The following is a 17,513-nucleotide window of genomic DNA, read 5'->3' as shown; positions in this document are numbered from 1 at the left end:
CCAGCCAGCGGTCAGCCCAGTGCCTGCTCCAGATCGGCGAGCAGGTCGTCGACCGTTTCGATGCCGACAGACAGTCGCACGAGATCGCCGGGAACTTCAAGCGGCGAGCCCGCAGCACTTGCGTGTGTCATCCGGCCGGGGTGCTCGATCAGGGACTCGACGCCACCGAGCGACTCGGCGAGCACGAAGAGCTTGGCCCGGTTGCAGATCTGCACGGCGTGCTCCTCGCCACCGGCGGCGCGGAAGGAGATCATGCCGCCGAAGCGGCGCATCTGCTTCGCGGCCACCTCGTGGCCGGGGTGCGCGGGCAGGCCCGGATAGATGACCTGACCGACCTTGGCGTGCCCGTCCAGGTACGCGGCGATCCGCTCGGCGTTGTCGCAGTGCCGGTCCATCCGTACCCCGAGGGTCTTGATGCCGCGCAGGGTGAGCCAGGCGTCGAAGGGTCCGTTGATCGCGCCCATCGCGTTCTGGTGGTAGCGGAGTTCCTCACCGAGGCCGGCGTCGGCGGCGATCAGCGCGCCACCGACCACGTCGGAGTGCCCGCCGATGTACTTGGTGGTCGAGTGGACCACCACGTCCGCGCCGTGCGCGATCGGCTGCTGCAGGTACGGCGAGGCGAAGGTGTTGTCGACCGCCAGCAGCGCCCCGGCGTCGTGCGCGACGGCGGCCAGGGCGGCCATGTCGGCGATGCCGAGCAGCGGGTTGGTCGGCGTCTCCACCCAGACGATCTTGGTGGTGGGGCGCATGGCGGCCCGGACCGCGTCGATGTCGGAGACCTTGGCCGGGGTGTAGTCCAGCCCCCAGCGCTCGGCGACCCGGGCGAAGAGCCGGTAGGTGCCGCCGTACGCGTCGTCCGGGATCACCACGTGGTCACCCGGCTTGCAGACGGTGCGCAGCAGGGTGTCCTCGGCGGCCAGGCCGCTGGCGAAGGCGAGCGCCACCGGGCCGCCCTCCAGGGCGGCGAGGCACTCCTGCAGCGCGTCCCGGGTGGGGTTGCCGGAGCGGCTGTACTCGTAGCCGTTGCGGGGCGCGCCGACGGCGTCCTGGGCGTAGGTGCTGGTCTGGTAGATCGGTGGGATCACCGCGCCGGTGCGGGCCTCGGGGTCCTGGCCGGCGTGGATGGCGAGCGTCTCGAAGCCGTGACTCATTCCCGAGACGTTAGTCCGCCCGTCCGCCGGGGCGGGCGGAACCCGCCCGCGGGGTCGCCCGGCTCTCCCTGCCGGGGGCGGCCGGGTGATTCACGGCCCGCCCCGGCCACCCGAGGCGACGCCCGTCTCCTTCGGGTGCATCTGTTGTCGCCGGGACGACAACAGATGCACCCGGAGCACCTCTCTTCGCTCCGTGTCGCGGGGGCGGGCGACCTCCCCGGCCGGCATTACGCTGCCCGGATGAGCGGGTGTGTGTTCTGCGGGATCGTGGCGGGCGAGGTGCCGGCGTTCCGGGTGGCCGACGAGCCGGACGGCGTCGCGTTCCTGGACACCCGGCCGGTCTTCAAGGGGCACGTGCTGGTGGTCCCCCGCACCCACCTGATCAGCCTCCCCGACCTGTCGGCGGACGCGCTGCCCGGCTACTTCCGCCTGGTCCAACGCCTCGCGGTGGCGGTCGAGACCGGACTCGGGGCGGGCGGGACGTTCGTGGCGATGAACAACAAGGTGTCGCAGTCCGTCCCGCACCTGCACACCCACGTGGTGCCCCGCACCAAGGGCGACGGCCTGCGCGGCTTCTTCTGGCCGCGGACCCGCTACGCCGACGACGCGGAGGCCGAGGAGCACGCCGCCCGCGTCGCCGCCGCTCTGGCACCGCCCGGAGCCTGAGTTGGCACCCGGCGGGTAAGGAACCGGGGCCCGCCGGCGTTGCACGCGGGGAGAGGTACCGAAAGGAGTCCCACCGTGTTCCTTCGCCGCATGAAGGCCGAACTGCCCACCCCCGACCAGGCGCTGCCCGGCCGCATGACCGCGATGCCGATCGCTGACCGGCACGAGGTGCTGCCGTCGACCCTGAAGGGTCCGTTTCCGGAGGGTGCCCAGGTCGCCGTCTTCGGCATGGGCTGTTTCTGGGGGGCCGAGCGGCTGTTCTGGACCCTGCCCGGGGTGATCACCACCTCCGCCGGCTACGCGGGCGGCAGCACGCCGAACCCGACGTACGAGGAGGTCTGCTCGGGCATGACCGGGCACGCCGAGGTGGTCCAGGTGGTCTACGACCCCACGAAGATCAGCTACGAGGACCTGCTCAAGGTCTTCTGGGAGAACCACGACCCGACCCAGGGCATGCGCCAGGGCAACGACGTCGGTACCCAGTACCGCTCGGCGATCTACACGACCACGGACGAGCAGCGGGCGACCGCGGAGGCGTCGCGGGACGCGTTCGCGCCGATCGTGGCCCGGGCCGGCAAGGGTGAGATCACCACGGAGATCACGCCGCTCGGCACGTACTACTTCGCCGAGGACTACCACCAGCAGTACCTCGCGCCGACCAAGAACCCGAACGGGTACTGCAACCACGGCCCCAACGGGCTGAGCTGCCCGGTCGGCGTGGCCCGTACCGCCGGCTGACCGGCCTGACGTTCGTCGACGGGCCTGCGGTGTTTGTCACACCGCAGGCCCGCTCCGATCCGGGCACTGGCCCGTCCACCGGCGGAAAAGTCGGCGGTGACCACGGGGCCGGGAAGAAGCGGCGCGCATCCTAGCAAACACGTAACGCCACCGACATCAGCTCAACAGGCGAACTGCAACAACCTCTGGCACCATTCCCTGGCATGTGCGGACTGGCTGGGGAGTACCGCCGTGACGGCTCACGGGCCGACGTCGCGGCGGTGGAGCGCATGGCGGCGACGATGAGCGACCGGGGACCCGACGACAGCGGGGTCTGGGCCCAGGGGCCGGTCGCCCTCGGGCACCGGCGCCTGAAGATCATCGACTTGTCGGCGGCGAGCGGGCAGCCGCTGGTCGACCCCGACTCGGGGCTGACCGGCGTCTTCAACGGCTGCATCTACAACTACCGGGAACTGCGCGCGCAGTTGCAGGCCAAGGGGCACCGCTTCTTCTCCTCGGGCGACAGCGAGGTGGTCGTCAAGGCGTACGCCGAGTGGGGGCTCGACTTCGTCGACCACCTGATCGGCATGTTCGCCGTGGCGATCACCGAGCGGGACACCGGCCGGCTGGTACTGGCCCGGGACCGGCTCGGCATCAAGCCGCTCTACCTTGCCGAGACGCCCGGCACGGTGCGCTTCGCCAGCACCCTGCCGGCGCTGCTGGCCGGCGGCGGCGTGGACACCGAGATCGACACCGTGGCGCTCGCCCACTACCTCAGCTTCCACAGCATCGTGCCGCCCCCGCGGACCATCCTGCGCGGCGTCACCAAGCTGCCCCCGGCGACCGTACGGGTCTACGAGCCGGACGGCCGCACCCACGACCGGGTCTACTGGGATCCGTCGTTCACCCGGGCCGCCGAACGGGCCGACTGGTCCGAGCAGGACTGGCAGGACGCCCTGCTGGAGTCGCTGACCACCGCCGTGCGCCGCCGGATGGTCGCCGACGTGCCGGTCGGCGTGCTGCTCTCCGGCGGCCTCGACTCCAGCCTGGTGGTCGCGCTGCTGGCCGGCGAGGGGCAGTCGGGCCTCTCCACCTTCTCCATCGGCTTCGACTCCGTCGGCGGCCGGGGGGGCGACGAGTTCGTCTACTCCGACCTCATCGCGAAGACCTTCGACACCGACCACCACCAGCTCAAGGTGGCCGCCGGCGACCTGGTGCCGCCGCTGGAGGCGGCCGTGGCGGCGATGAGCGAGCCGATGGTCAGCCACGACTGCGTCGCCTTCTACCTGCTCAGCCAGGAGGTGTCCCGGCACGTCAAGGTGGTCCAGTCCGGGCAGGGCGCCGACGAGATCCTCGGCGGCTACCACTGGTACCCGCCGCTGGCCGGCATCGACCGGGAGCAGGCGCTCCAGACGTACGCGAAGGCGTTCTTCGACCGGGACGCGGCCGGCCTGGCCCGGATGCTCAACGCGGACCGGCTGGCCGACGGCGACCCGGCGCGGGAGTTCGTGGCCGCGCACCTGGCCCGGCCGGGCGCGCAGACCGCGGTCGACGCCGGCCTGCGGATCGACACCCAGATCATGCTGACCGACGACCCGGTGAAGCGGGTGGACAACATGACCATGGCGCACGGGCTGGAGGCCCGGGTGCCGTTCCTCGACCACGAGTTCGTGGAGCTGGCGGCGAGCTGCCCGCCCGAGCTGAAGCTGGCCCAGGGCGGCAAGGGCGTGCTCAAGGAGATCGGCCGCCGGGTGCTGCCGCACGAGGTGATCGACCGACCCAAGGGCTACTTCCCGGTGCCGGGCCTCACCCACCTGGAGGGCAAGCTGCTCGACCGGGTACGCGACGCGCTCTCCGCGCCCGCCGCCCGCCGGCGCGACCTGTTCCGCGCCGACTACGTCGACGCGCTGCTCGCCGACCCGAACGCCGAACTGACCCCGTTGAACGGAAACAAGCTGTGGCAGCTGGGACTCCTGGAAATGTGGCTCCAGAGCCACGGGATCGACTGACGATGACCGAGACCGTGACGACCATCGACCGGGGCCGGGTGCCCGGCCGGCACCGGGAGCGGATCGGCCCCGGCGGCGACCCGGTCGCGCCCGGCACCCCGGAGGAGCGCGCGCGCACCACCGACGAGGCGGGCGTGGTGCTGGACTGCGGCTGGGGACGGCTGGTCTTCGGCCAGACCTTCACCCACCAGGCGGCCGTGGCGGACGTGCTGCGCTCCGAGGCGGCCGGCGCCCGGGACATCTGCATCTACCTGCGCGACCCGCACGTGCTGGTGTCGCGGCTGCCGGACGAGTTGTTCATCGACCCGTCGCTGACCTACCGGCTGCCGCTGGGCGAGCGGCGGCCGGCCGCCGTCGACGGCGACGACGAGATCCCCGGCCTGGTGATCCGTCCGCTGCGCGACGCCGACGACGCGGACGCGGTCAACCGGATCTACGCCCGCAACGGGATGGTCACCGCGCCGGTCGACGTGCTGGTCGACAACGCCGGCACCGACCGCTTCCTGCATCTGGTCGCCGAGGCGGCCACCGGCGAGATCGTCGGCACCATCACCGGTGTGGACCACGTGGCGGTCTTCGCCGACCCGGAGAACGGTGCCAGTCTCTGGTGCCTGACCGTCGACTTCAACACCGCGCCGCCCGGCACCGGCCAGGCACTGCTGACCGGGCTGGCCGACCGGCTGGACGAGCGGGGGCGGGCCTTCGTGGACCTGTCCGTGCTCGCCGAGAACTCCGGCGCGATCCGGCTCTACGAGCGGCTGGGCTTCCACCGGACCGCCACGCTCTGCGTGAAGCGGAAGAACCCGATCAACGAGCGGCTCTTCCTGCCCGCCACCCCGGACGGGTACGACGAGCTCAACCCGTACGCGAAGATCGTCGCCGACGAGGCGATGCGGCGCGGTATCCGGGTCGAGGTCACCGACCCGCGCTGGGGCGAGCTGCGGTTGACCAACGGCGGCCGGACGATCCACACCCGCGAGTCGCTCTCCGAGCTGACCTCGGCGGTGGCGATGAGCCGCTGCGACGACAAGCGGGTCACCCGGCGGATCCTCACCGAGGCCGGGCTGTCGGTGCCGCGCGGCCGGACCGCCACCGGTGACCCCGACGACCTCGCCTTCCTCACCGAGGTCGGCCCGGTGGTGGTCAAGCCGGCGCGGGGCGAGCAGGGCAACGGCATCACCGTCGGCGTCCGCACCGCCGAGGCGCTGACCGCGGCGGTCGAGCTGGCCCGCCGGTTCTGCCCGGACGTGCTGATCGAGGAGCTGCGCGACGGCGAGGACCTGCGGGTGATCGTGATCGACCACGAGGTGGTGGCCGCCGCCGTCCGCCGGCCCGCCCAGGTCACCGGCGACGGCGTGCACGACATCGCCGCGCTGATCGACCGGCAGAGCCGCCGGCGGGCCGCCGCCACCGGGGGCGAGTCGCGCATCCCGGTCGACGAGATGACCCGCGAGGTGGTCGCGGAGGCCGGGTACCGGATGACCGACGTGCTGCCCGAGGGCGAGGTGCTGGCCGTGCGCCGGACGGCGAACCTGCACACCGGCGGCACCATCCACGACGTCACCGCCGAGCTGCACCCGGCGATCGCCGAGGCCTGCGTGGCGGCGAGCCGCGCCCTGGACATCCCGGTGACCGGGCTGGACCTGCTGGTTCCCGCGCCGGACCGGCCGGAGCACGTCTTCATCGAGGCCAACGAGCGGCCCGGGCTGGCCAACCACGAGCCGCAGCCGACCGCCGAGCGCTTCGTCGACCTGCTCTTTCCCGGCACCCGGGCACCGCAGCGGCTCTGGTCCCCGGCCGGCCCGGGAGGTGCCGCGTGAGCCCGAAGCCACTGGAGATCGACCTGGACTACCTGCGCCAGGTGCTGCTGGAGCTGCTGGAGATCCCCAGCCCGTCGGGGCGTACCGATCATGTGCAGCAGTACGTCGGCGAGCGCCTCTCCGCGCTGGGCATCTCCTCCACGCTGACCCGGCGCGGTGCGCTGAGCGCGTGCCTGCCCGGCCCTCGGCAGACCGGGGCGGACCGGGCGATCGTGGTGCACACCGACACCATCGGCGGGATGGTGAAGCGGCTCAAGGAGAACGGCCGGCTGGAGCTGAAGACCATCGGCACGCACAGCGCCCGGTTCGCCGAGGGCGCCCACGTCCGGATCTTCACCGACGACCTGGACCGCGTGATCACCGGTCAGGTGCTGCCGTTGAAGGCCAGCGGGCACCGCTACAACGAGGACGTCGACAGCCAGGGCGTCGGCTGGGAGCACGTCGAGGTCCGGGTCGACGAGCCGGTCGACGACGTCGCCGGCCTCCGGGCGCTCGGCATCGACGCGGGGGACTTCGTGGCGTTCCTGCCCAACCCGACGATCACCCCCAGCGGGTACGTCAAGTCGCGGCACCTGGACGACAAGGCCGGCGTGGCCGCCGTGCTCACCGCCCTCAAGGCACTGGTCGACGCACGCGTCACCCCGGTGGTCACCGCGCATCTGCTGGTCACCGTCACCGAGGAGATCGGCCACGGCGCCAGCCACGGCCTCGACCCGGACGTCGCGGAGATCGTCTCGGTGGACGCGGCGGTGGTCGCGCCCGGCCAGCAGTCCCGGGAGCACGCGGCGACCCTGGCGATGGGCGACGGGGTCGGCCCGTTCGACTACCACCTGACCCGCAACCTCGCCTCGATCGCCCGGGAGCACGGCGTCGACCTGGTCCGGGACGTCTTCGACTACTACCGCTCGGACGTGGCGGCGGCCGTCGAGGCCGGCGCGCACGCCCGGGTGGCGCTGCTCGGCTTCGGCGTGGACGCCACCCACGGCCACGAGCGCACCCACCTGGACGGGCTGCGCCACCTCACCCAGCTGCTCTGCCTCTACCTGCAGAGCGACCTGGTCTTCCCGGAGTGGGACGCCGAGCCGGAGGGCGACCTGGCCGACTTCCCGTCGCTGGCGGTGCAGCCGGCCAGCGAGGAGGGGCCACGCGAGGGCCCGATCGGCATCGCCGACCCGAGCTGACCGGCCGGCCCCCGGCGAACACCCGCACCACCGCCGGGCATTCCGCCCGGCCCTGTGATCGAAATCCGTTGCCGGTGCCCCGCAGGAGTGGATAGCGTGGCGGTACACGGGAAAGGAGGTGGTCCAGACTTGTATAGCAATCGGACTCGTGAGGTGGCTGTCCGCTAGCCGCTGTCCTCGACAGTGAAACTCCGTCCGCCGCGAGGCGGGCATGCACGATCGTCGAGACCGTGTGGCAGCGGTGCGGCGAAACCACGACAGCCACCCGACCCCCGGGGTGCCGGCCCAGTCCAGCCGGCCCGCGCGCGAGCGCGGAAGCCCCGGGGGTCGCTTCATATCCGCAGGAGAGGTCCGTGTCGATGCGCGAGCTGGTGGTGCTCGGGACGGCCAGCCAGGCCCCGACCCGGCAGCGCAACCACAACGGGTACGTGCTGCGCTGGGACGACGAGGTGATCCTCTTCGACCCGGGCGAGGGCAGCCAGCGGCAGCTGCTGCACACCGGCGTCACCGCCACCGACCTGACCCGGATCTGCGTCACCCACTTCCACGGCGACCACTGCCTCGGCCTGCCCGGGATCATCCAGCGGCTCTCCCTGGACCGGGTGCCGCACCCGGTGGCGGCGCACTTCCCGGCGGGCGGCGCCGAGTACTTCGCCCGGCTGCGCCACGCCACCTCCTTCTACGAGACCGCCGAGCTGGCCGTCGAGCCGATCGAGGCGGACGGGCAGCGGATCACCCTGGGCGCCGGCACCCTGGAGGCCCGCCGGCTGCGGCACCCGATCGAGACGTACGGCTACCGGCTGGTGGAGCCCGACGCCCGCCGGATGCTGCCGGAGCGGCTGTCCGCGTACGGCATCGCCGGGCCGGCCGTCGGGGAGCTGCTCCGCGTGGGCCACCTGGACCTGGACGGACGCCGCGTCACCCGGGACGAGGTGAGCGTGCCCCGACCGGGTCAGCGGTTCGCCTTCGTGATGGACACCGGGCTCTGCGACGCGGTGTACGCCCTCGCCGAACACGCCGACCTGCTGGTCATCGAGTCGACCTTCCTGGAGTCGGAGGCCGCCCTGGCCGCCGAGGTCGGCCACCTGACCGCGGCTCAGGCCGCGCGGGTGGCGGCCGAGTCGGGGGTACGCCGGCTGGTGCTGACCCACTTCTCCCAGCGCTACAGCGACCCGCAGCGCTTCGCCGACGAGGCCCGCGAGCACTTCGCCGGGGACCTGGTGATCGCCGAGGACCTGGCCACCGTGCCGGTCCCGCCCCGCCGGGTAGCCTCGGCCGGGTGACCGTCACGCTCCGCCCCGCCACCGACGACGACCTGATGGGGATCGGCGCGCTGCACCAGCGGTCCCGGGTGGCCGCCTACTCCTCGTTCCTGCCCGCCGAGGCGCTGGCCGACCCGACGCCCGGGGCGATGGGCCGGTACTGGGTCGAGCGGGTCGGCTGGGAGCGCGACGACCACCGGATGACCGTGGCCGAGCGCGACGGCCGGCTGGTCGGCTTCAGCTACCTGGGCCCGGACGACGACGGCGATCCGGACACCGGGCTGCTCAACGCCATCCACCTCGACCCGGACGAGCGGGGCCGGGGCACCGGCCGCGAGCTGATGATCGACGCCCTGGACGCCATGCGGTCGCGGGGCTGGTCCCGGGCGGTGCTCTGGGTGCTGGCGCAGAACGACTCCGCGCGCCGCTTCTACGAGCGCGGCGGCTGGACGCCCGAGGGCACCCGGCGCGACGAGCACTTCGGCCCCGTCGTCGTGGCGCAGGTCCGGTACGCCCGACCGCTGTGACCCGGGCGTTCGCTCTGAGCTGATCGGGGCATGCCCGTCGATCCGGTCGCGTTGCCGCAGGCATGGACACCGATCACACCGAGCGGGCGGAGGACGCCGCGCTCGACGCGTACTCCCGGGTGGTCACCGGCGTGGCGGCCCGGGTGCTGCCCAGCGTGGCCGCACTGTCGGTGCGGACCACGCGGGGGGCGGGCGCCGGCTCCGCGATCACCGTGGGCACCGACGGCCTGCTGCTGACCAGCGCGCACGTGGTGCAGGGCGCCCGGGACGGCTCGGCCGCCTTCGGCGACGGCACCGAGGTGCGGTTCCGGGTGGTCGGCGCGGACCCGCTCTCCGACCTGGCGGTGCTGCGGGTGGACGAGGCGACCGTGCCGCCGGTGGAACTGGGCGATGCGGACACCCTGCGGATCGGCCAGCTGGTGGTGGCGGTCGGCAACCCGATGGGGCTGGCCGGGTCGGTGACCGCGGGGGTGGTGTCCGGCCTGGGCCGGTCGCTGCCGGCCCGCGACGGCCGGGTCACCCGCCTCATCGAGGACGTCATCCAGACCGACGCGGCGCTCAACCCCGGCAACTCCGGCGGGGCGCTGGCCGACTCGGCCGGCCGGGTGATCGGGGTGAACACCGCGGTCGCCGGCTACGGCCTCGGGCTGGCCGTGCCGATCAACGCCACCACCCGGCAGATCGTCGACGACCTGATCGCCGACGGGCGGGTCCGCCGGGCGTGGCTGGGGGTGGCCGGCGTGCCGGTGCCGCTGCCCCCGGAGGTCGCCGAGCGCACCGGCCAGCGGCGCGGCCTGCGGGTGGTCGAGGTGGTGCCGGGCAGTCCCGCCGGACAGGCCGGGATCTACCTCGGCGACGTGATCCTCTCCGCCGGCGGCCGGCCGGTCCGCGACGGCCAGGGCCTGCAACGGCTCATGCTCGGCCCCGCGATCGGCACCCGGCTGCCCGTCACCGTGCTGCGCCGGGGCGCCTTCGTCGACGTGGTCGCGGTCCCCACCGAGCTGAACCGCTGAGCCGCCCGCCCTCGTGGCACGACGACGCGGGGCCTCCTTCCGGTTCGGAAGGAGGCCCCGCGGTACGCCGTCGGGTCAGCGGGCGCCGAGGTGGGCGAGGAGGTCCTGGCGGGTGAGGACGCCCTTGGGCTTGCCGTCGACCAGCACCAGGGCGGCGTCGGACTTCTCCAGCAGACCGACGGCCTCGCTCACCGGCTGGCCGCCGCCGATCATCGGCAGCGGCTCGGCCATGTGCCGCTCGATGGTGTCGTGCAGATGCGCCTGCCCGGTGAAGAGCGCGTCGAGCAGGTCCTTCTCGGCGATCGAGCCGGCCACCTCGCCGGTCACCACCGGCGGCTCGGCCTTGAGCACCGGCAGCTGCGAGACGCCGTACTCGCGCATGTAGTCGATCGCGTCGCGGACCGTCTCGGTGGGGTGCACGTGCACCAGCTCGGGCAGCCCGCCCGGCTTGCTGGCGAGCGCGTCGGCGACGGTCGGCTCGGTACCCGAGTTGTCCAGGAAGCCGTACCGGGCCATCCAGGTGTCGTTGAAGATCTTCGACAGGTAGCCCTTGCCGCTGTCCGGCAGCAGCACGACGATCACGTCGTCCGGGCCGGCTCTGCGGGCCACCTCCAGGGCGGCCACCACGGCCATCCCGCAGGAGCCGCCGACCAGCATCCCCTCCTCGCGGGCCAGCCGCCGGGTCATCTCGAACGAGGCCTTGTCCGAGACCTCGATGATCTCGTCGGCGACGCCCCGGTCGTAGGTCTCCGGCCAGAAGTCCTCGCCGACGCCCTCGACCAGGTACGGCCGGCCGGTGCCGCCGGAGTAGACCGAGCCCTCCGGGTCCGCGCCGATGACCCGCACCCGGCCCTCGGAGGCCTCCTTGAGGTACCGGCCGATGCCGGAGATGGTGCCGCCGGTGCCGACGCCGGCCACGAAGTGGGTGAGCCCGCCCTCGGTCTGCTTCCACAGCTCGGGGCCGGTCGTCTCGTAGTGCGAGCGCGGGTTGGCCGGGTTGCTGTACTGGTTGGGCTTCCAGGCGCCGGGGATCTCCCGGGCCAGCCGGTCAGAGACGTTGTAGTAGGAGCGCGGGTCCTCCGGCGCGACGGCGGTCGGGCAGACCACCACCTCGGCGCCGTACGCACGCAGCACGTCCTGCTTGTCCTGGCTGACCTTGTCCGGGCAGACGAAGACGCACTTGTAGCCCTTGAGCTGCGCCACCAGGGCCAGCCCGACGCCGGTGTTGCCACTGGTCGGCTCGACGATGGTGCCGCCCGGCTTGAGAATGCCCGCGGCCTCGGCGTCCTCCACCATCCGCAGCGCGATCCGGTCCTTCACCGAACCGCCCGGGTTGAGGTACTCCACCTTCGCCAGCACGGTGGCCTGGATGCCCTCGGTGACGTTGCGCAGTCGTACCAGCGGGGTGTTGCCGATCAACTCGACGACGTTGTCGTAGTACTGCACCTCGTTGTGCCCTTCGTTGCGGCGCCGGCGCCGGCGGCCGGGCAGACGTTTCGTTCGTCGCCCAGGGTACGTGCCGTCAGGGGATCATCTGCCCGGGGATGACGGAGCTGCGACGGTCCTCCCACTCCAGGAAGCGCTCGGTCTCCGCCAGCACGCTGCCGGCCAGCCAGGTGACCATGACCGCGTCGTCCACCAGGCCGAAGACGGTGAGGAACAACTCCGGCACCACGTCCACCGGCGAGAGCACGTACGCCGTCGCCGCCGTCATCATGGCCAGCCGGAGGCCGCCGTCGTACTCGCCCCGGGTGGTGGCCCTGATCATCCGGGGCAGCGCCGCCAGCCGCTGCCCGAGCGACGGGCCACCCCGGGCACCCGCCATCAGTGCCCGCGCCAACGCGGTGAACGCCGCGCTCCGCTTCAACGTCCTGCTCATCCGTCCAGCCCCTTTCCGCCCGACCAGCGTGACGCGGGGGCGCAAGCCCACCGCGACGGCGGCCCGGGGCCGTCTCCCCGGCGCCGTCACCCGACACGTACCCAGATGCGTCGTTCGCCAGCCATGCACCGGCCGCCACGAGGAGAGCGGCGTGTCGTGCCGGCGCGATAACGTGGCGGTATGGGGGTGGCTGGTTCCGTCGTACCCGTCGGTCCGCGCTGGCAGCGCGCCCGCCGGATCGCCCGGATGGCGGCGATCGGCACGGGCGCGGGCGCGGCGGCGTTCGTCGCGACCGGCGGGGTGCTGCTCGGCCAGGCCCGTCAGGCCCGGCGCACCATCCCGATGGCCGAGGCGCCCCCACCGCGCTGTGACGGCGTCTACGGCGCGAAGTGCCCCGGCCCGCCGCTGACCATGGTCGTGCTCGGCGACTCCTCGGCGGCCAGCTACGGCGTGCACCGGCGCCGGGAGACCCTGGGGGCGCTGCTCGCCACCGGGCTGTCCCGACGGCTGCACCGGCCGGTCCGGGTGCACCGCTTCGCCGTGGTGGGCTCGCTGTCCGCCGGGCTGAAGCCGCAGGTCGAGTCGGCGCTGGAGTGCGACCCGGACGTCGCCGTGATCCTGATCGGCGGCAACGACGTCACCAACCGCACCCCGCCCGGGCTGGCGGTGCGCTACCTGGTCGACGCGGTCCGCGCGCTGCGGGCCGCCGGCTGCGAGGTGGTCGTCGGCACCTGCCCCGACCTCGGGGCGATCCAGCCGATCCAGCCGCCGCTGCGCTGGCTGGCCCGGCGGTGGAGCCGGCAGCTGGCTGCCGCCCAGACGGTGGCGGTGGTCGAGGCGGGTGGCTGGACGGTTTCCCTCGGCGACATGCTCGGTCCCCGATTCGTCGCCGAACCGACCCGGATGTTCGCCTGGGACCGGTTCCATCCCTCCGCCGAGGGGTACGCGGTGGCCGCCGCCGCGCTGCTGCCCACCGTGATCTCGGCGCTCGGCACCGGCGGAGAGCGCAGGCCTGTCCTGGGCCGGGGCGAGGGGGTACGGTCGCTGCCGGAGGCCGCCCAGGAGGCGGCCCGGCACGCCGGTACGGAGGTCAGCGGCACCCAGGTCCGGGGCCGCGACCGCGGGCCGGCCGGCCGCTGGGCGCACCTGCGCCGACGGGCCTTCTTCGGCGTCGGCGCGGTGCCGCAACCCGGTTCCGCCACCGACTCACCCACACTGGAGGGATCGGCATGAGCGAGCGAACCATCGGGCCCCGCGCGACGGAGCCCCGTGCCGACCGCCGCCAGGGGCAGGAGTGCCGGCGCGCCGGCGAGCACCGGGAGGTGTCGTCATGACCGAACGCGGCATCGGCACCGAGCTCGCCCTCCGGCTCGGCAAGGCGGCGGCCGTCTCCCTGGTCGCCGGCACCATCGGCGGCGCGGCGGTGCTCGCCGGGCAGGCCGTCGCCGCGCGTAACCGCAGCTACGCCCAGCCGGAGCTCGGCCTGGCGCTGCGCGCCACGGTGGGCCGGGCCGGCGCCCCGCCGCTGCGGCTGGTGCTGCTCGGCGACTCCTCGGCGCTCGGCGTCGGGGTCGAACGCTTCGACGAGACCGTCGGCGGGCAGCTGGCCCACCTGCTGACCGAGGGGCCGACCGGACGGCAGGTGCACCTGTCCAGCGTGGGGGTCTCCGGCTCCCGCTCCACCGACCTGGCCACCCAGGTGGCCCGGGCGCTGCTCGGGGAGCGTCCCGACGTGGCGGTGATCCTGATCGGCGCCAACGACGCCACCACGATGCGCCGGCCGGGCGAGGCCGCGGCGTACCTCGGCGCGGCGGTGCGCCGGCTGCGCGACGCGCGGGTCGAGGTTGTGGTGGGCACCTGCCCCGACCTGGGCGCGGTCCGTGCCGTCGCGCAGCCGCTGCGGCAGGTGCTCGGCTGGTCGGGGCGGCGGATCGCCCGGGCGCAGACCGCCGCCGTGCTCGACGCCGGCGGCAGCGTGGTCGACCTGGGCGCGGAGACCGGGCCGGTGTTCCGCGCCGACGCCGGGACCCTCTGCCCGGACGGCTTCCACCCCTCCGCCGACGGGTACCGGGTCTGGGCGCACGCCCTGCTGCCGGCGGTGGCCGCCGCGGCCGCCGCGGCCGCCCGCCACTGAGCGGACCGGCGCACGGCACGGCAGGCCGGCGGACGGCACGGCGGACACCACGGCGCGGGGTGACATTTCCCGCCGCCCCGGCAGCTTCCGCGCCAAGTTACCGGCGAGTTAACGTTGGTTCATGCCGATTGAGTCGTCCCGCGACGCCGTCATCGTCGCCACCGCCCGCTCCCCCATCGGTCGCGCGTTCAAGGGTTCGCTGCGCGAGGTCCGCCCCGACGACCTCGCCGCGACCATCGTCCGGGCCGCGCTCGACAAGGTCCCCGGGCTCGACCCGACCGAGGTCGAGGATCTCTACCTCGGCTGCGGCCTGCCCGGCGGCGAGCAGGGCTTCAACATGGCCCGGGTGGTCGCCACGCTGATGGGCCTGGACGGCCTGCCCGGCGCCACCCTGACCCGCTACTGCGCCTCGTCGCTGCAGACCACCCGGATGGCGATGCACGCGATCCGCGCCGGTGAGGGCGACGTCTTCATCTCCGCCGGCGTCGAGATGGTCTCCCGCTACGCCCGGGGCAACTCCGACACCCTCCCCCCGGAGGCGCAGGCCCTGGTCGGCGGCGGCTGGGAGAACCCGCGCTTCGCCGAGGCGCAGGAGCGCTCGAAGGCCCGCGCGGCCGGTGGCGCCGAGGTGTGGAGCGACCCGCGCGAGACGGGCGGGCTTCCCGACATCTACCTGGCGATGGGGCAGACCGCCGAGAACCTCGCCCAGGTGTACGACGTGACCCGCGAGGACATGGACGCCTTCGGCGTACGCAGCCAGAACCTCGCCGAGAAGGCCATCGCCGACGGCTTCTGGGCCCGCGAGATCACCCCGGTCACCACCCCGGACGGCACCGTGGTCAGCACCGACGACGGCCCGCGCGCCGGCGTCACGCTGGAGGCGGTCGCCGGCCTCAAGCCGGTCTTCCGCCCCGACGGCCGGATCACCGCCGGCAACTGCTGCCCGCTCAACGACGGCGCCGCCGCCGTGGTGGTGATGAGCGCCCAGCGCGCGAAGGACCTCGGGCTCACCCCGCTGGCCCGGATCGTCTCCACCGGCGTGACCGCCCTGTCGCCGGAGATCATGGGCCTCGGCCCGGTCGAGGCGTCCCGGCAGGCCCTCAAGCGGGCCGGCATGACCGTCGACGACGTCGACCTGGTCGAGATCAACGAGGCGTTCGCCGCCCAGGTGATCCCCTCCTACCGGCAGCTCGGCATCCCCGAGGAGAAGGTCAACGTGATGGGCGGCGCGATCGCCGTCGGCCACCCGTTCGGCATGACCGGCGCCCGGATCACCGGCACGCTGCTCAACGCCCTCGAGTGGCACGACAAGACCATCGGCCTGGAGACCATGTGCGTCGGTGGCGGCCAGGGCATGGCGATGGTGCTGGAGCGGCTGAGCTGAGCCACGGTTCGCCGGAGGCCCGCCGGGGTACCGGAACCGCATGGCGACGGTCGTGGAGCGGGAACGCAAGTACTCCGCCGACGAGGGCTTCCGGCTGCCGGACCTGACGGGGTGCGGTGGCGTCGCGACGGTGTCGGACGCCACCGCCCTCGACCTGGACGCGGTCTACCTGGACACCGCCGACCTGCGGCTGGCCCGCAGCGGCTTCGCACTGCGCCGGCGGACCGGCGGTCACGACGCGGGCTGGCACCTCAAGGTCGGCGCGGCCGGTGGCGCCCGGACGGAGTACCAGTTCCCGGCCGGGGCGGACGACGTGGACCCACCGGCGGAGCTGGTCGCGCTCTTCCGGGCCGCCGCCCGCGGGCGGGCGGTCGCGCCGGCGGCACGCGTCACCAATCACCGGATGGAACGCCGGCTGCTCGACGACCGCGGCCGGGTGCTGGCGGAGGTGGTCGAGGACACCGTCGAGGGGCGGGATCTCGTCACCGGCGAGCGACAGGCGTGGCGGGAGATCGAGGTCGAACTGGTCGACGGCGACGACCGGCTGCTGGACGCGGTGGAGTCACGGCTGCGCGCGGCGGGCAGCCGTCCGGTCGCCGTCTCGAAGTCCCACCGGGCCCTCGCCGGCCGTCTCGCCGCCGCGGCCGAGGCGACCGCGCCGGATCCCGTCGTCGCCTACGCGCTCGCCCAGCGCGACGCGCTGATCGCGAACCATCCGGGGGCCCGGCAGGGCGACGAGGACGCGGTGCACGACATGCGCGTCGCCGTGCGCCGGCTGCGCGCCACCCTGCGCACCTTCCGCGGCCTCTGGGACCGCCGGGAGAGCGAGGCCGTCCGCGCCGAGCTGCGGTGGCTCGGCGGCCGGCTCGGAACGGTCCGGGACGCCCAGGTGATGGCCGCCCGGCTCACCGACGCCGTGCGGGCCGAACCCGTCGAGCTGGTACTCGGCCCGGTCGCGGCGCGCGTGGCGGAGCGGTTCGCCGCCGACCTCGCCACCGCCCTCGACGAGCTGCGGCGGACGTTCGACTCGGACCGGTACCCGGAGCTGCTGACCCGGCTGGACCGGCTGCTGGAGGGGCCCACCGCGCGCACCGCCGACGCGCGGTGGGTGACCCGCCGGGTCCGCCGGGCGCTCAGCCGCGCGGACGACCGGCTGGACCGGGCCCTCGACGGGCCGCCGGCGGAGGAGGCGGACGGCGCGCTGCACGAGGCGCGGAAGGCGTACAAGAACGCCCGGTACGCGGTGGAGGTACGGGAGCCGGGCGCCGGGAAGCCCGCCGCCGCGCTCGCCGGCCGGCTCAAGGAACTCCAGGACCTGCTCGGCGCGCACCACGACTCGGTGGTCACCCGAGAGGTGCTGCGCCGGCAGGCGCTGCGCGCGTACGCCGACGGCGAGAACACCTTCACCTACGGGATCCTGCACGCTCGGCAGGCCACGGCCGCCGACCGGGACCTGCGTGCCGTACCCGCCGCCCGGGACCGGGCCCGCCGGCGCAAGGTACGGCGCTGGCTGAAGAGCTGAGCGGTCAGAGCGCCGAGCGGGTCGCCGTCACCTCGGCGGCGGCTCGGGCCAGCGTCTCCTCCGGCGCTCCGGCCGCGAGCAGGTCGGCCGTCACCACCCGGAGCTGATCCACCAGCGCCAGGTCGTTGTCCAACCGGGGTACGCCCCGGCGCGGCTCGCCCTCGGCGTCCGCGCCGAGGTTGGCCAGCTCCTGCACCAGCCGGTGCATCAGATCGGCGCGGGACACGTTGCCCCCCTCGGCGACCGCC

At 73.9% G+C, this 17,513-nt stretch carries 16 protein-coding genes; 12 read left to right on the top strand and 4 right to left on the bottom strand.

The genetic code is table 11. The annotated features are described in order from the left end of the window. Positions 1 to 11: 11 nt before the first annotated feature. The gene (locus ACSNN7_RS16625; protein WP_436681709.1) at positions 12 to 1,151 is read right to left on the bottom strand and encodes a cystathionine gamma-synthase; all 1,140 of its coding nucleotides are present in this window, start codon (positions 1,149 to 1,151) and stop codon (positions 12 to 14) included. Between the two features lie 240 nt (positions 1,152 to 1,391). Here ACSNN7_RS16625 and ACSNN7_RS16620 point away from each other — a divergent pair, with 240 nt between their 5' ends. The 8 genes from ACSNN7_RS16620 to ACSNN7_RS16585 all read left to right on the top strand — a co-directional run bounded on the left by ACSNN7_RS16620 (position 1,392) and on the right by ACSNN7_RS16585 (position 10,346). Then, positions 1,392 to 1,817 (top strand): HIT family protein, encoded by a 426-nt coding sequence (locus ACSNN7_RS16620; protein ID WP_436681708.1) that lies wholly within the window; start codon positions 1,392 to 1,394, stop codon positions 1,815 to 1,817. A 75-nt stretch (positions 1,818 to 1,892) separates the two neighbouring features. Next, complete coding sequence (gene msrA, locus ACSNN7_RS16615) at positions 1,893 to 2,555, top strand: peptide-methionine (S)-S-oxide reductase MsrA (RefSeq protein ID WP_436681707.1); 663 nt, start codon at positions 1,893 to 1,895, stop codon at positions 2,553 to 2,555. Between the two features lie 203 nt (positions 2,556 to 2,758). Then, the gene (locus ACSNN7_RS16610) at positions 2,759 to 4,543 is read left to right on the top strand and encodes an N-acetylglutaminylglutamine amidotransferase (protein WP_436681706.1); all 1,785 of its coding nucleotides are present in this window, start codon (positions 2,759 to 2,761) and stop codon (positions 4,541 to 4,543) included. Positions 4,544 to 4,545: 2 nt separating this feature from the next. After that, positions 4,546 to 6,363 carry an N-acetylglutaminylglutamine synthetase gene (ngg, locus tag ACSNN7_RS16605; protein WP_436681705.1) on the top strand — a complete coding sequence of 606 codons (1,818 nt, stop codon included), beginning with the start codon at positions 4,546 to 4,548 and terminating at the stop codon, positions 6,361 to 6,363. After that, on the top strand, positions 6,360 to 7,544 hold the full coding sequence (locus ACSNN7_RS16600) for an osmoprotectant NAGGN system M42 family peptidase (protein ID WP_436681704.1): 1,185 nt from the start codon (positions 6,360 to 6,362) through the stop codon (positions 7,542 to 7,544). The genes ngg and ACSNN7_RS16600 overlap by 4 nt, the downstream gene beginning before the upstream one ends. Before the next feature lie 353 nt (positions 7,545 to 7,897). After that, a complete protein-coding gene (locus ACSNN7_RS16595) occupies positions 7,898 to 8,827 on the top strand; it encodes a ribonuclease Z (protein ID WP_436681703.1) in 930 nt (309 codons plus the stop codon). Beyond that, complete coding sequence (locus tag ACSNN7_RS16590) at positions 8,824 to 9,333, top strand: N-acetyltransferase family protein (protein ID WP_436681702.1); 510 nt, start codon at positions 8,824 to 8,826, stop codon at positions 9,331 to 9,333. Before ACSNN7_RS16595 ends, ACSNN7_RS16590 begins: the two co-directional genes overlap by 4 nt. Positions 9,334 to 9,395: 62 nt before the next feature. Next, complete coding sequence (locus tag ACSNN7_RS16585; RefSeq protein WP_436681701.1) at positions 9,396 to 10,346, top strand: S1C family serine protease; 951 nt, start codon at positions 9,396 to 9,398, stop codon at positions 10,344 to 10,346. A 75-nt stretch (positions 10,347 to 10,421) separates the two neighbouring features. On the opposite strand, the gene ACSNN7_RS16580 is transcribed toward ACSNN7_RS16585, so the two are convergent. Both ACSNN7_RS16580 and ACSNN7_RS16575 read right to left on the bottom strand, forming a co-directional pair. Further along, positions 10,422 to 11,792, bottom strand: coding sequence for a cystathionine beta-synthase (locus tag ACSNN7_RS16580; protein ID WP_436681700.1), 1,371 nt, complete (start codon positions 11,790 to 11,792; stop codon positions 10,422 to 10,424). 76 nt (positions 11,793 to 11,868) lie between these two features. Continuing rightward, positions 11,869 to 12,225, bottom strand: coding sequence for a YkvA family protein (locus ACSNN7_RS16575; RefSeq protein WP_436681699.1), 357 nt, complete (start codon positions 12,223 to 12,225; stop codon positions 11,869 to 11,871). Between the two features lie 180 nt (positions 12,226 to 12,405). On the opposite strand from ACSNN7_RS16575, the gene ACSNN7_RS16570 reads away from it, so the two are divergent. From ACSNN7_RS16570 to ACSNN7_RS16555, 4 genes are all read left to right on the top strand, one after another. Then, on the top strand, positions 12,406 to 13,458 hold the full coding sequence (locus ACSNN7_RS16570; RefSeq protein ID WP_436681698.1) for an SGNH/GDSL hydrolase family protein: 1,053 nt from the start codon (positions 12,406 to 12,408) through the stop codon (positions 13,456 to 13,458). A gap of 97 nt (positions 13,459 to 13,555) precedes the next feature. Then, positions 13,556 to 14,359, top strand: coding sequence for an SGNH/GDSL hydrolase family protein (locus tag ACSNN7_RS16565; RefSeq protein ID WP_436681697.1), 804 nt, complete (start codon positions 13,556 to 13,558; stop codon positions 14,357 to 14,359). Between the two features lie 121 nt (positions 14,360 to 14,480). After that, entirely contained in the window at positions 14,481 to 15,743 is a 1,263-nt protein-coding gene (locus tag ACSNN7_RS16560) for an acetyl-CoA C-acetyltransferase (RefSeq protein ID WP_436681696.1), read from the top strand. Positions 15,744 to 15,783: 40 nt separating this feature from the next. Beyond that, positions 15,784 to 17,265 carry a CHAD domain-containing protein gene (locus ACSNN7_RS16555; RefSeq protein WP_436681695.1) on the top strand — a complete coding sequence of 494 codons (1,482 nt, stop codon included), beginning with the start codon at positions 15,784 to 15,786 and terminating at the stop codon, positions 17,263 to 17,265. A 4-nt stretch (positions 17,266 to 17,269) separates the two neighbouring features. On the opposite strand, the gene ACSNN7_RS16550 is transcribed toward ACSNN7_RS16555, so the two are convergent. Beyond that, positions 17,270 to 17,513: hypothetical protein (locus tag ACSNN7_RS16550; protein ID WP_436681694.1), on the bottom strand; the 244-nt coding region annotated here is incomplete at its 5' end.

Origin of the sequence: Micromonospora sp. URMC 105 (genome assembly GCF_051386295.1) — a bacterium.
Classification (GTDB): domain Bacteria; phylum Actinomycetota; class Actinomycetes; order Mycobacteriales; family Micromonosporaceae; genus Micromonospora.
This window is presented reverse-complemented; position numbering and strand designations above follow the sequence as displayed.